Source organism: Streptomyces sp. NBC_00016, from assembly GCF_045040885.1.
In the GTDB taxonomy this organism is placed as follows: domain Bacteria; phylum Actinomycetota; class Actinomycetes; order Streptomycetales; family Streptomycetaceae; genus Streptomyces; species Streptomyces coriariae.
Genome location: NZ_CP108304.1, coordinates 8,503,129 through 8,517,687, shown reverse-complemented (window position 1 = coordinate 8,517,687; position 14,559 = coordinate 8,503,129). Strand labels below are relative to the sequence as shown.

At 74.2% G+C, this 14,559-nt stretch carries 7 protein-coding genes; 5 read left to right on the top strand and 2 right to left on the bottom strand.

Annotation, left to right across the window (positions count from 1 at the left end; translation table 11 throughout):
- The first annotated feature begins 27 nt into the window (after nt 1-27).
- The 4 genes from OG933_RS37750 (at nt 28) to OG933_RS37735 (ending at nt 7,576) form a co-directional block, all read left to right on the top strand.
- A complete protein-coding gene (locus OG933_RS37750; RefSeq protein ID WP_405631453.1) occupies nt 28-1,230 on the top strand; it encodes an AAA family ATPase in 1,203 nt (400 codons plus the stop codon).
- An 11-nt stretch (nt 1,231-1,241) separates the two neighbouring features.
- The gene (locus OG933_RS37745) at nt 1,242-5,153 is read left to right on the top strand and encodes a vWA domain-containing protein (protein ID WP_405633627.1); all 3,912 of its coding nucleotides are present in this window, start codon (nt 1,242-1,244) and stop codon (nt 5,151-5,153) included.
- Nucleotides 5,150-6,934, top strand: coding sequence for a hypothetical protein (locus OG933_RS37740; RefSeq protein WP_405631450.1), 1,785 nt, complete (start codon nt 5,150-5,152; stop codon nt 6,932-6,934). Before OG933_RS37745 ends, OG933_RS37740 begins: the two co-directional genes overlap by 4 nt.
- Nucleotides 6,935-7,021: 87 nt before the next feature.
- Entirely contained in the window at nt 7,022-7,576 is a 555-nt protein-coding gene (locus tag OG933_RS37735) for a DinB family protein (RefSeq protein ID WP_405631449.1), read from the top strand.
- A gap of 28 nt (nt 7,577-7,604) precedes the next feature.
- Here the strand turns inward: OG933_RS37735 and OG933_RS37730 are convergent, their stop codons facing one another.
- Together OG933_RS37730 and OG933_RS37725 are read right to left on the bottom strand one after the other, a co-directional pair.
- Nucleotides 7,605-9,053, bottom strand: a complete 1,449-nt coding sequence (locus OG933_RS37730; RefSeq protein WP_405631447.1) for an alpha-amylase family glycosyl hydrolase — start codon at nt 9,051-9,053, stop codon at nt 7,605-7,607.
- A complete protein-coding gene (locus OG933_RS37725; protein ID WP_405631445.1) occupies nt 9,050-11,788 on the bottom strand; it encodes an MGH1-like glycoside hydrolase domain-containing protein in 2,739 nt (912 codons plus the stop codon). The genes OG933_RS37730 and OG933_RS37725 overlap by 4 nt, the downstream gene beginning before the upstream one ends.
- Nucleotides 11,789-12,076: 288 nt before the next feature.
- Here OG933_RS37725 and OG933_RS37720 point away from each other — a divergent pair, with 288 nt between their 5' ends.
- Nucleotides 12,077-14,545, top strand: coding sequence for a CBM35 domain-containing protein (locus OG933_RS37720; protein ID WP_405631443.1), 2,469 nt, complete (start codon nt 12,077-12,079; stop codon nt 14,543-14,545).
- The last annotated feature ends 14 nt before the right edge of the window (nt 14,546-14,559 follow it).

The window sequence follows — 14,559 nt, the reverse complement described above, 5'->3', positions numbered from 1 at the left end:
CCACCCTCTCTGGAAGAACGCGCGCCGATGACCACGACCGCCCTGTCCCTCGACTCCGACTCCGATTCCGCCGGCTCCCCCGGCCCGGTTCGCCAGATCGTCCCGCCCGAGGACCGGTACGCCGGCGAGCTGGCCTTCCTGGCCGCGTACGACGACGGGCCGCGCCCGCCCGCCTGGCGGCTCACCCCGCGCGCCGTCGTCACCTTCGTCATGGGCAGCGACGGCCGCGCCCTGAAGCTGCCCGAGGACGCCGAGGCGCCGGACGGGGTGCCGCGCCGACTGGTCGTGGAGGGCAAGTTCGTCGGCGACCGGGCGCTGGTGGAGCGGTGTGTGGTCACGCTCGCCGGCGAGCGCGGGCTGCTGCTCGTCGGCGAGCCCGGTACCGCGAAGTCGATGCTGTCCGAACTGCTGTCCACCGCCGTGTGCGGCACCAGCGGGCTGGTCGTGCAGGGCACCGCGGGTACGACGGAGGACCAGCTCAAGTACGGCTGGAACTACGCCCTGTTGCTGGCGCAGGGGCCGAGCCGGCAGGCGCTGGTGCCCTCGCCGGTGCTGACCGCCATGTCGCGGGGCGCCATCGCCCGGGTAGAGGAAGTCACCCGCTGTCTGCCCGAGGTGCAGGACGCGCTGGTCTCGCTGTTGTCGGAGCGGCGCATCGCCGTGCCCGAACTCGCGGGCTCGGACGACGCGTTGGCGCATGCCGCACCCGGCTTCAACCTCATCGCCACGGCCAACCTGCGGGACAAGGGCGTCTCGGAGATGTCCGCGGCCCTCAAGCGCCGCTTCAACTTCGAGACCGTCGGGCCCATTGCGGACCTCGACGCGGAGACCGCCCTGGTGCGCAGCCAGGCACGGGCCTCGGTGGAGCGGGCCGGCGCGCCCTTCCAGGTCGACGACGCCGTGCTGGAGGCGCTGGTCACCGCCTTCCGTGATCTGCGGGAGGGACGCTCTGCGGAGGGCTGGGAGGTGGAGCGGCCGTCCACGGTGATGAGCACCGCGGAGGCCGTGTCCGTCGCGGGTGCGCTGGCGCTCGCGGCGGCGTACTTCCCGGGCGACCGTGATGTGCTCGGGCTGCTGCCGGGCCATCTGCTGGGCGTGGTCCGCAAGGACGACCCGGCCGACGCGGCCCGGCTGCGCGGCTACTGGGACGGGCCGGTCCGCCGCCGTGCCGAGCAGGGTTCCGCCACCTGGCGCACCCTGTGGGACCTGCGCACGGTCCTGGAGGGCTGACGGCCGTGTCCCTGCACCCCACCACCGCGCCCGGCGCACCGGACTCCCCCGGCACACCGGACTCCCCGGACTCCCCGGACGAGGCTCTCGCCGCCCTCACCGACCCGGCGGGGCCCTACCTCATCGGGGTACGGCACCACGCGCCCTCGCTGGCCGCCGCCGTGCCCGCGCTGCTGGACGAGGCGAAGCCCGACGTGCTGCTGGTCGAGCTGCCGGCCGAGATGCAGGAGTGGCTGCCGTGGCTCGGACACGAGGAGACCCGGGCCCCGGTGGCGCTCGCCGCCGCGCCCGGTGACGGCGGGAGCGGCGGGGGCCCGGCCTTCTATCCGTTCGCCGACTTCTCGCCCGAGCTGGCCGCCGTGCGCTGGGCCGCCCGGCACGGCGTCCCGGTGGTCGCCTGCGACCTGCCCCTCGCGGACCGGGCGTGGGGCGAGGGGCGCGGCGGCACCGCGCAGGCCGAGGCGCCCGGACTCGCCGGCGCGCTGCGGGCCCGGCTCACGGGCCGTCCCGGGGACGACCTGTGGGACCGGCTCGTCGAGGCCACCGCCCCGGGTTCGCCGCCCGAGGCGCTGCGCCGGGCGGCCCTGCTGACGGGGTGGGCGTTGCGCGAGGACGCGGCCGCCTCCGGCGGGGTGCCCGAGCTGGACCTGCGGCGTGAGCGATGGATGCGGTCCCGGATCACCGAGGCCACCGCGCGGGGCGAGCGGGCCGCCGTGCTCGTCGGCGCCTTCCACGCACCGGCACTGACCGGGTCGGCCCTCGCCGGACGAGGCGACGGCTGCACCCCCGCCGTCGCCGGCGAGCAGGACGAGAGCGCTGCCCCGGGCGTCGGCGCCAGGGCCGGGGCCGGGGCCGGGGCCACGCTCCCGGCCGACGGCCGGCGGGGCGGCGGCGCCGTCCCGGCCACCGGCGAACATGCCTGTGCCACCGTCCCGGCCGACGGCAAACAGGGCGACGGCACCGTCCCGGCCACCGGCGAACATGCGGGAGCCATCGTCCCGGCCGCCGGCGGGCAAGCCGGTGCCACCGTCCCGGAGATCGGCAAGCGGGGCGCAGGCGCCGTTCCGGGGCGTGGCGGGTCGAAGGAAGGGGCCGTGGGGAGTCGGGCGGGGTGGATCACCTCGCTGATTCCGTATGCCTATGCCCTTCTGGACGAGCGGTCCGGTTATCCGGCCGGTATCCGGGACCCGGAGTGGCAGGACATGGTGCTGCGGGCGGCGGGCGATCCGCAGGCGTTGGAGGAGGCGCTGACGGGGGCGGCCGTGCGGGTGTGCGCCGCGTTGCGGGACCTCGGGCATCCGTCCGGGCCGGCCGACGCGCGCGAGATCACCCGGCTGGCCTCGGATCTGGCCCGGCTGCGCGGGCTGCCCGCGGCGGGCCGGGGCGAGTTGGTCGAGGCGGTGCAGACGGTCCTCGCGCAGGGTGAGCCGTACGGGCGTGGGCGGGCCGTGGCGCGGGCGATGGAGCGGGTGCTGGTCGGTACCCGCACCGGCCGGCCCGCGCCGGACGCGCCGCGCAGCGGTCTCGTCCCGGCGGTCGAGGCCGAGGTGGCGGGGCTGGGCCTGCCGGGACCGGAGAACGCCTCCGGCCCGGCGCGGGATCTGCGGCTCGACCCGCTGCGGTCGGACCTCGACCGGCGCCGTGAGCTGCTGCTGCGCCGACTGGCGGTGTGCGGTGTGCCGTACGGCGAGGCGAGGGAGGTGGTCGGCGCGGGCGGCGCCGAGGCTCTCACCTCGCGCTGGGAGGTGCGCTGGACGCCGGCGACGGCGGCCATGCTGACCGCGGCCGGCGTGCGCGGGGTCACCGCGGCGCAGGCCGCCGAGGGTGTGCTGCGGGAGCGTCGGCGCGTGGAGGGGGACGCGGGCGGGTCGACGGCCGCGCAGGTGCTCCAGGGGCTCGCGGAAGCCGCGGAGTGCGGCCTGCCGACGCTGGCGGACGAGCGGCTCGAAGACGTCGCCGAGGTGCTGCCCCTGGCCGGTACGCTGCCCGAACTCCTGGCCGGGCTCGCCCTGTCGGACCGGCTGCGGTCCGGTCATGTGCCGGGGCTCGGCGCCGACGGGAAGCGTACGGCGCGGGCGGCCGACGTGGCCGAGCTGCTCACCGCGGCGGCGGTGCGGCAGGTGGACGGACTGACCGGTTCCGAGGACCCGGCCGACGCCCACGCCCTGCTCGAACTCGCGCACCGGGCCGACCTGTTGGGCGGTATCCGGCTCACCGACGCCCTCGCCCGGCTGGCCGCCGACGGTTCCCCGCTGATGCGCGGTGCCGCCGGAGCGGTCCGGGTGCTGCTCGGGCAGGAGAGCGCCCGGACCTTCGGCGACCGGGTCGCGTCCTGGGTGGACGGCGCCGTCGACGCCGACTCGCGGTCGGCGCTGACGGCCCGGCTGAGCGGGCTGCTGGCCGCCGCCGGTCCGCTGCTGGAAGCGGCGGCGCCCGCGCTGGAGCCGCTGCTGGGCCGCGTGTCGGAGTTGCCCGACCGGGACTTCCTCGACCGGCTGCCGGCCCTGCGGGGTGGCTTCGAGACCCTGAGCCCCGCGGCCCGCGACCGTCTCCTCTCGGCCGTCGAGGAACGCCTCGGCACCGGGCGGGTCGCCGACACCGACGGGCTGGACCCGGCCGCGCTCGCCGCCTGGGCCGGGGCGGACCTCGCGGCCCGCGCCGCCCTGCGGTCACTGAGGCTGCTGCCCACGCCGGGTGGCGACGAACGGGCGCCCACCGACGAGACGGTGATCGCGACGGCCGCGACTGCCACCGCGACCGCGAGCGGGAGCGGGAGCGACAGGGCCGGGCCCCCGGGGGAGGACGGTGTGGACCGTCGGCTCGCCCCCGCCGACCGGTGGCGGCTCCTCCTGGGCCGTCGCAGTGATCAACTCCCTTCGTCCGCACGCGCGTTGGCTACGGCTCTGGACGAGCTGTACGGCAGTGGGCGCGGCGAGGGCAGCCGCGGGGACCTGACGGGTCCGGGCACCGGCGGTGGCCGGGACGCGCCGTATCCCGGGGTGCGGGAGTGGTCGCAGGAGCTGGCCGCGCTGTTCGGGCCGGGCATCCGGGAGGAGGTGCTGGCGGCGGCCGCCGCGTCGGGCCGCCGGGACGTACTCGCGGAGCTGGACGCGGACAGCGTGCGCCCCTCCGTCGATCTGCTGCGTACCGTGCTGCGGCACGCGGGCGGGCTGCCCGAGGCCCGGCTGGCGGCGCTGCGTCCGCTGGTACGGCGGCTGGTCGAGGCGCTGACCCGGCAGTTGGCCACCCGGCTGCGCCCCGCGCTGCACGGCACGGCGCTGCCGCGCCCCAGCCGGCGTCCGGGCGGCGGCCTCGACCTCCCGCGCACGCTGCGCGCCAATCTGGCGACCGCGCGGCGCGGCCCGGACGGCACGGTCCGGGTCATCCCCGAGCGCCCGGTGTTCCGTACCCGGGCGCGGCGGGCAGCCGACTGGCGGCTGATCCTGGTCACGGACGTGTCGGGGTCCATGGAGGCGTCCACGGTGTGGGCGGCGCTGACGGCGTCGGTGCTGGCCGGGGTGCCGACGCTGTCCACGCACTTCCTGGCCTTCTCCACGGAGGTCATGGACCTCACCGGCCATGTCGAGGACCCGCTGTCGCTGTTGCTGGAGGTCAGCGTGGGCGGCGGCACGCACATCGCGGCGGGGCTGCGGCACGCCCGCGAGCTGGTCACCGTGCCGTCGCGGACGCTGGTCGTGGTCGTCAGCGACTTCGAGGAGGGCTATCCGCTCGGCGGGCTGCTCGCCGAGGTGCGTGCGCTGGTCGGTGCGGGCTGCCACGTACTGGGCTGCGCGAGCCTCGACGACACGGGCCGGCCGCGCTACTCCACGGGCGTCGCGGGGCAGCTCGTCGCCGCGGGCATGCCCGTCGCCGCTCTCAGTCCGCTCGAACTCGCCCGCTGGGTAGGGGAGAAGATCGCATGAGCCAGGACCTGTTGCCGCCGGTCGCGCCGTCCGTCACCGCCGAACTCGTCGAGGCGCTCTCTCCCCGGCTGCGCAAGCGGCTGGACGCGGGCATCGCCAAGCTGGCGGCGCGTCCGGTCGTCCGTGACGGCGACACCGTGCGGATCGCCGTCGACGACGACACCGACCTCGAACTGCACGCACCCGAGGGCGCGGTGATCAGCGCGGACGCGATCCGCTGCGGCTGCCTGCTCGCCCCCGACTGTCTGCACCGCGCGGCGGCGGCCTCGGCCGCGCCGGTGGCCGAGGACGCTCCCGACAGCGCGCCCGCACAGCCGACGGCCGACGAGGCATCGCCCACGGCCGACGGAGCGTCACCGCCGGGCGACGAGACCGTCGCCCCGGCCCAACTCGCCGCCGCGCGGGCCGTGTACGACGCGGCGGCCGCCGTGCTCGAAGCCGGTGCGGACGGCTCCGGTGCCGTGCTCCAGGCGGAGCTGCTGCGCGCCGCGCACACCGCGCGGCTCGCGGGTCTCCCGCGGGTCGCCGCCGCCGCGGTCTCCGTGGTCAACGGGGTACGCGCGGCCCGCTCCGCCGACCCCGCCCACCGGCTGCCCGACCTTGCCGACGCCCTGCGCACCGTCCTCGGCATGGCGCACCGCCTGCCGTTCGCGACCGGCGGGGACCTGGCCGAACTGCGCGGCAGCCTACGTCAGCCGTACACCCCGGACGGTTCGTTGCGGCTGTACGGGCTCTTCTCGGAGCCCGTGCTGACGACGACCGGCTACGCGGGCGCCGTGACCTGGACCGCCGACGCCGAGGGCCGCCTCTGCACGGTCTCCGACGTGGCTCCGGGCGGCCCCGGCAGGGCGACCGGCGCCGCCGACCGGGCCGTCCGGATCGGCGACACCGCCCTGACCCACCGTGAACTGTCGCGCGCGGGCCTCGCGGTGTCCGGCGCGACCGTCTCCCCGACGGGCCGGCTCGGCGCCGGGGCCGGGGTGCGGGCGGTGCGCGCGTCGGGTGCCGCCTGGAGCGCCGAGCCGCTCGACCGGCTGTGGACGGTGCCGGTCGCCGAGCAGGTCGCACGCGCCCTGGCCGGCGGCCACGGTCTGCTCTTCCTCGACGTCACCCTGACGGGCACGGTCCGGGAGGCGACGGGGGACCGTCTGCTGGCCGACTGCGAGGGCCGCACGGTCCGGCTCGCCGTCGCCCACGACGATCCCGCGCTCCCCTGCCGCGACAACCTCCGCCTCCTGGCCGCCGCCCGGGGCAGTCGGCTGCGGGTCGTCGCGCGTCTCGCGCCGGGGCCGCTCCCGCGCGCCCTGCTGCTGGCCGCCGAGCACCCGGCCCGGGCCGGCGAGCGGGTCGATCTGGGCCTGGACCGTCTCCAGCACGCGGACCTGCCCACGACGACGGCGACGGCCGCGCCCGCCCCCGCTCCCCCGGCGGACGAGGCGCCGTTGCACCTCCTGCGCCGACGGGTGCACCAGGCCGTGTCCGGGGGCCGCCGGGTGCTGGGCCTCCCGGACAGCGGGGCGGGCGACGGCGGACGGCTGCGCCGCGTCGGTCTCGCCACCGCGGGCGAGCTGCTCGGCGAACTCCGGTCCGCGGCGGCGGCCCGCTCCCGCGACGCCTTCGGCCGGCTGCTCCCGGCGGACCCGGGCCGTTTCGCCCACGCCTGGCTGGCCGCGGCCGTCTACACCGACGAGGTCGAGCGGGCGCTGTGCGCGGCGGCCTGGGGAGCGGATGCGGAGGTGGGTGCGGAGTCGGGTGCGGAGCTCGTGGCGACATCGCGGTGAACCCGGCGCCACTAGGACAGGATCTGACCTCTATCGCTCCTAACGTGGTACTCGCACACGGAAGAGGACTCACGGAAGAAGGCGCCCATGAACCAGCCCACCCCCCTCGACGAGAACACCTCGGCACCGGCCGTCAGCCGCGAGCGCGCCGACCTGCTGGAGGCGCTCGCCAAGCAGCGGCACTTCCTGCGCTTCACCACCCGCGACCTCACCGACGAGCAGGCAGGGCAGCGGACGACCGCGGGCGAGCTGTGTCTCGGCGGCCTGATCAAGCACGTCGCCTCGGTCGAGCGGGGCTGGGTGGCCTTCATCCTGGAGGGCGCGTCGGCGATGCCCGACTTCACCAAGATGACCGAGGAGGACTTCGCCAGGCGGGCCGACGAGTTCCGGATGCTGCCCGGTGAGACGCTGGCGGGGGTGCTGAAGGGCTACGAAGAGGTGGCTCACCGCACCGACGAACTGATCGCGTCGCTGCCCGATCTGGACGCGGACCACGCGCTGCCGGCGGCCCCCTGGTTCGAGGGGAACGCGCGCTGGTCGGCCCGCCGGGTGCTGCTGCACATCGTCGCCGAGACCGCCCAGCACGCCGGTCACGCGGACATCATCCGCGAGTCCCTGGACGGCGCGAAGAGCATGGGCTGAGGCCCCTCGCGCAGGACGGTCACCCAGGTCACCCGACTTCGAGGACATGCGTCTGCCAGGCCTCCAGGGCCACGAACAGGCTGGGGTCGGTCAGTTCGCCGCCGTCCCGGTCGTACGTCTGCGAGGTCAGCAGGTCGGTCAGGCGGTGCTCGCGCCCGGCCAGGTCGTCCCAGGGCAGGGGCAGCCGTGCCCTGGCCGGGCGGTCGGACTGGTTGACGACGACCAGGTGGCGCGCGTCCGCGTGTGTCCAGGTCCAGGCGAGCAGGCCGCGGTGGGTGTCGTCGTCCGGCCGGCCCGTCGGGACGAGCGGCCGCCATTCGCCCCGGCGCACGGCGGCCGCGGCCGTCAGCAGCCGGTGGTGAAACGCGCGCAGCGGCTCGTCGACGGGCTCCCGCGGTCTGCGCGCGAGGAACACCGGCGGCCGGACCCTGCGTCCCTCGAACTGGCCCTCGTGCCACAGCGTCGCGCCGGGCAGGGTGGCGACGGCCACTACTGCCGCCCGTCCCCGCGCACCGGGCAGGGCCGCGGCCGCCCGTGGTTCGTCGTGGTTCTCGAGAAAGCGGACGAGACCTCGCTGGTAGGTGAGGTCGGCCCCCAGATGGGCGCGGACGGAGTCGGCGTCCTCGTGCAGGAGACGGTCGTACAGCCGCTTGTCGTAGCAGTGGTCGAAACCCTGCTGCTGCAGGGCCCGTTCGAGGTCCCAGTACGCCTCCGCGACGAAGAGGAGGTCCGGGTGGCGCTCACGGACACGCGGGAGGACGTACGGCCAGAAGTCCTCGGCGGGCACCGGTCCGGCCCGGTCGCCCCACGTCTTGGCGAAGACGTCGTTCATCAGCAGCATCGCCATGTCGCAGCGCACGCCGTCCGCCTGGTCGCCGATGGACACCAGGGTGTCCACGGTCGCCGTGCGCAAGGCGTCGCCGAAGGCGTTCAGCTGGACGACGTCGGGCCAGGGCGGGAAGAACGGGTCGCGTCCCCGGGCGAGGATCCGGCCGTCGGACTCGATGAAGTCGCCCGGCGTTCGGGACAGGTCGTCCGCGGTGCCCTGGATCAGCCGGTCGGGGTGCCGGGTGACCCACGGGTGGTCGGGGGCGACGTGGTTGGGGACGAAGTCGAGGATCAACCGCAGTCCGCGGGCGGCCAGTTCGGCCCGGGCCTCGGCCAGGCCTTCCGGTCCGCCGAACGAGGCGTCGACGACGTAGTCCCGTACGCAGTAGGGGGATCCGGCGATGTCCGCCTCGGTGACGTCGGGCAGGGCGGCGCGGAACGAGGTCCGCAGGGCTTCGTCGCGCAGCGCGATCCGCAGTCCGGCCGGGCTGCGCTCCCAGACGCCCATCAGCCAGACGGTGTCGACACCGCGCAGGGCGATCTCGTCCCAGGCCTCGCTCGGCACCTCCCCCAGGGTGACCCGGCGCCCGTACCGTCCGCTCAACTCGCCCAGCCAGACAGCAGTGTTGATCTCGTAGATCACCGTCATGACAGGGGCTCCTCGCGGTCGCCGTCGCTCTTCGGCCGCAGCGACTCGCGGCCGCCGCGGTGCCACTCGTCGGCGGTGAGGGTGTGGAACAGCGTCGTGGTGGCCGCCACCAGGCCGGTCCAGCCGGTCTGGTGGGAGGCGCCGAGGCCCGCGCCGTTGTCGCCGTGGAAGTACTCGTAGAAGAGGATCAGGTCCTTCCAGTGCGGGTCCTTGGCGAACTGGGGCTGCGCGCCGTGCACCGGGCGGTGGCCGTCGGCGTCCCGCAGGAAGGTGGAGGTGAGCCGGTCGGAGAGCTCACGGGCGACCTCGTACAGGTTCATCAGGCGTCCGGAGCCGGTCGGGCACTCCACCGTGAAGGCCGACCCGTGGTAGCCGTGCAGGTTCAGCAGCGCGCGGATCAGAAGCAGGTTGATCGGGAACCACACCGGCCCGCGCCAGTTGGAGTTGCCGCCGAACATCCCCGAGTCGGACTCGGCCGGCAGATAGCCGACGCCGTACGTCTCGCCGTGCACCTCGAACGTGTACGGGTGATCGGCGTGGCGGGAGAGGGACCGGATGCCGTGCGGGCCGAGGAACTCGTCCTCGTCGAGCATCCGGGCCAGAATGCGGCGCAGCCGGTCCTCGCCGAACAGGGCGAACAGATACCGTCCCCCGGCGCTCGGATCCGCGCTGACATGCTGCGACACGAAGGCCTCGACGGCCGGGTGCCGTTTGATGAACTCCTGTGCGCCCTCGACGAGTTCGGGGAACCGCTGGTCGGCCCGGCCGCCGATCACGCTGGTCGCCGCCAAGGGGATCAGGCCGACCAGGGAGCGCACCTTGAGCGGGGTCGCACTGCCGTCGGGCAGCCGCAGGACGTCGTAGAAGAAGCCGTCCTCCTCGTCCCAGAGGCTGGCGTTGTCCTTGCCGACCCGGTTCATGGCGACGGCGATCCACGCGAAGTGCTCGAACAGCGCCTGCGCCTGCTCGACGTACACCGGGTTGTCCACGGCCAGTTCGATGGCGATGTCCAGGAGGTTCTGGCAGTACAGCGCCATCCAGGCGGTGCCGTCGGCCTGGTCGAGGTGGCCGCCGGTGGGCAGCGGGGCGCTGCGGTCGAAGACACCGATGTTGTCGAGGCCGAGGAAACCGCCCTGGAAGACGTTGTTGCCGTCGACGTCCTTGCGGTTGAGCCACCAGGTGAAGTTCTTCATCAGCTTCTGGAAGGCGTTCTCCAGGAAGGCGCGGTCGGCGCGTCCGGTGCGGTGCTTCTCGAGTTCGTAGACGAAGAGGGTGGCCCAGGCGTGCACGGGCGGGTTGACGTCGCCGAAGTTCCATTCGTACGCGGGGATCTGGCCGTTGGGATGCAGATAGAGGCGGTGCAGCAGCAGTTCCAGCTGCCCCTTGGCGAACCCGATGTCGACCATGGCCAGGGCGAGGGTGTGGAAGGCGAGGTCCCAGGCCGCGAACCACGGGTACTCCCAGGTGTCCGGCATCGACATGACCTCGTCGTTGACCATGTGGTACCAGGAGCTGTTGCGGATCTTGGGGTCGGCGGCCAGCGGGTCGACGCCGTGTTCGGCGAGCCAGCGCTCGACGTCGAGGTAGTAGTACTGCTTGCTCCACAGCATGCCGGCCAGCGCCTGCCGGACCAGGTGCCGCTCGCCCTCGCCCATGCCGTCCGGGGTGATGTCCTCGTAGAAGGCGTCGGCCTCGGCCCGGCGCGACTCCAGGGTCGTGTCGAAGTCCCCCCAGGGGTCGTCGAGTTCGGTGTCGGTCAGGCGCAGCCGGAGGGTCGTGCTGCCGCCGGCGGGGACGGTGCGCACCTGGTGGACGGCCGCCTTGGTGCCGGTGCGTGCGGGGTCGACGGCGCCGGTCTCGCCGTGCACGACACGGCGGCCGATGCCGTCCTTGACGTAGGGCGTGGTGTTCGGGCTCCCGAAGATCCGCTCGTTGTCGGTCTCGTTGCCGGTGAACAGGAGCTCCGCCGCGCCGTCGTGGTACAGCCGGCGGGTGCCGAGCTCGTCGTGGTCGGCGCGAATGCCGCCGTCCGCCGCGCGCAGGGCGGGCACGGCCGTGCCGCCGGCCCAGGACCAGGTGTGCCGGAACCACAGCGTCGGCAGCAGATGAAGGACCGCCTCGTCGGGGCCACGGTTGTGTGCCGTGATCTCGACCAGCAGGTCTTCGGGGCCCGCTTTCGCGTACTCGACGAACACGTCGAAGTAGCGGTCCTCGTCGAAGACACCGGTGTCCAGCAGTTCGTACTCGAGGTCGTCGCGCCCGCGGGCCCGGTTGGTGTCGACGAGGTCGGCGTAGGGGAACTCGCCCTGCGGATACTTGTAGAGGTACTTCATGTACGAGTGGGTGGGCGTGTTGTCGAGGTGGAAGTAGTACTCCTTGACGTCCTCGCCGTGGTTGCCCTCGGTGTTGGTGAGCCCGAACATCCGCTCCTTGAGGATCGGGTCGCGCCCGTTCCACAGGGCCAGGGCGAAGCACAGCCGCTGCTTGTCGTCGCTGACGCCGGCGATGCCGTCCTCGCCCCAGCGGTAGGCGCGCGAGCGTGCCTGGTCATGGGTGAAGTACGACCAGGCGTCGCCGTCGGTGCTGTAGTCCTCCCGGACCGTGCCCCACTGCCGCTCGCTCAGGTACGGCCCCCAGCGCCACCAGGGCGCCACGCCCTCGTCGGCCTCCGCCAGCCGCCGCCGTTCGGCGTCCGCGGCGCTGTCGCCGTCCGCGGCGCTGTCGCCGTCCGTCATCGCCCGTCCTCCTCGCCAGCGCCCGCCACCTGGCTCCACCCTCGGGCGTCCGGGGGCGGGCCGCAATGACAGTGCGCGAGCCCGGTCACGACTTGGGCCGAACGACTGACGCGCGGCGCGGGCCACCGAGGACCACCCGCCCCACGCGCCCCTCGCCTGCTCGACACCCCACACTCCATGCCCCCCTCCCCCTGCTCGACACCGCCCGCTCCACGCCCCCCACTCCACGCTCCACGGGCCTCGTCACGGTCACTTGACGGTCTCCGTAGGGCCGGTCACAATCCCCCAATGAATGTGACCGGTCACATATCGCTCCCGTCGGAGGCCGCCCCGCAGCGCCTCACCGTCGACCTCGCCGTCTCCGAAGGACCGGTGCTGCTCGGCGCCAACGGCGCGCTGTACGGGCTCGGCGACGACGGGGTGCCCGGCGACGCCGTACTCGCACCGCTGAAGATCACCAGCATCACGCAGAAGCCGGAGGGCGGCGCCCAGCACCCCAACGGGGACGCGCTCTCCGTCTCCGGGGCGTTCTTCCGCAACGGCGGCGGCGAGATCAACGTGATGATGCAGGACGTCTACGCCGAGTGGCCCTACGAGAACCTGGGCATCGACGACTACCTCCCCAAGGTCGACAAGATCGTCAAGGAGGTGTCGGCGCACCCGCACGGCGACCGCTTCGTCCACATCCCCTTCAACGAACCCGACTGCATCTGGTACGACCTCGGCGTCCCCGACCGGGCGCGGTACGAGGCCAACCGTGACCGCTTCTTCCGGGACTGGACCACGGTGTACCGGCGCATCCGCGCCCTCGCCCCCGGCGCGAGGATCGCCGGGCCCAACGAGACCGGCTACCACACCCGGCTGATGAGCGACTTCCTCGCCTTCGCCCAGCGGGAGAACGTGCTGCCCGAGGTGGTCACCTGGCACGAGTTGGGCCCGGACTCGCTGCGGGACTTCCAGCGTCACCACGACGACTACCGTGCGATCGAGCGCCGGTTGGGCATCGCACCGCTGAGGATCAGCATCGACGAGTACGCCAACCGCCGTGATCTGTCCGTGCCGGGACAGCTCGTGCAGTGGGTGTCGATGTTCGAGCGGAACAAGGTGTACGCCAACCAGGCCTACTGGGACGCCGCCGGCAATCTGGACGGCAACGTGGTGCGCACGAACATCCCCAACGGCGGCTGGTGGTTCTTCCGTTGGTACGCCGGGCTGACCGGCGACACCGTGCGGGTCACCCCGCCGCGGCCGCACACCGTCGACACCCTCCAGGGCCTCGCCTCCCTCGACACCTCGCGCCGTCAGGCCCAGGTGCTGCTCGGCGGCTCGGACGGCGACGTGGACGTCGTGGTGCGCGGCGTCCCCCGTGCCGTCTTCGGCCGCACGGTCGTCGCGACCGTCGCCGAGGCCGCCTGGTCGGGCTACGAGGGACAGCACGCCGCTCCGCCGGTCCTCGTCCGCACCGGGCTCGAGGTGGCGGCCGACGGTTCGGTGACGGTGCCGCTGCGCGGCGGGCACAGGATGTCCGCGTACCGGATCGTCCTCACCCCGGGCGGCGCCGGCACCCCGTCCGCCCCGACCGTGCCCTGGTCGGCGTCGTACGAGGCCGAGGACGCGGCGATCACCGGCGGCCGGGTGCGGACCCTGGGGACGGTCGCCGACGCAGGCGGCTACGCGGCCTCCGGCACCAAGGACGTCGGCTCCCTCGACAGCGCCTCCAGCAGGGTCGACCTCACGGTGACGGTCCCGGCGGACGGGAGGTACGACCTGGCGATCCTCTACGGCAACCAGTCCGGCGCCCCCGCCACCCAGAGGCTGCTCGTCGACGGCGCGGACCCGGTCACGGTGACATACCCCTCCACACAGAACTGGGCCTACCGCGCCAAGAAGGACCTCGGTGTCGAGCTGTCGGCCGGCACCCATGTGCTGACCCTCGCCAAGGGCGACGCCGAGGTCACCCTCGACCGCATCGACCTCACCGCGCGTACCGGCGCACCGTCGGCGTCGTACGAGGCGACCCTCGCGGACATCGACGGCAGCCCGTCGTACGACTACTCCTCGTCGGCCGGAGTGGGCACGGGCGCCCTGGTCCTGCGGGAGGGCGACCGGGCCGTCTTCGACGTCTACGCCCCGCGCGACGGCTACTTCAGGGTCGTGCCGCGGGCCTCGGCGGCGGTGCGCCTCACGCTGCACGGCGAGCGGGTGACGGCGGCGCCGGACCGGCCGCTGCGGCTCTACCTGGTGGCGGGCAACAACCGTGTCGAGCTGACCGCGCGGCACGCGGCCGTCCGGTCCCTCGACGTCTCGGGGGCGGGCTCCACCGAAGGCACCCTCTCCTACGCCGCCGCCTCAGCCACCCTCACCGGAGGGGCGAAACTCGTCGACTCCGCCCACGCCTTCGGCGGCTCCTGCATCGACGACCTCGGCAACAGCCCCGCGGGCGCGGCCGAGTTCACGGTGCACGCGCCCGAATCCGGCCGCTACCTGCTGGTCGTCCACTACGCGCACGACGACCGCCGCGACAACGGCCACGCCTACAACACCGACATCCTGTCCCGTACGGCGGATGTCACCGTCGGCGCCGGAGCGCCGCGAAGGCTCACCTTCAAGAACACCTGGAGCCGGGAGGACTACTGGACCCTGGGTGTCCCCGTCGACCTGCGGAAGGGCACCGGGAGCGTGACCTTCCGCAACGCGACGGGTCGGGCCCCGCGGATCGGCCGCATCGAACTGGGCCGGGTGTTCGGCCGGTCGTAGTCCGACGCGCTCCG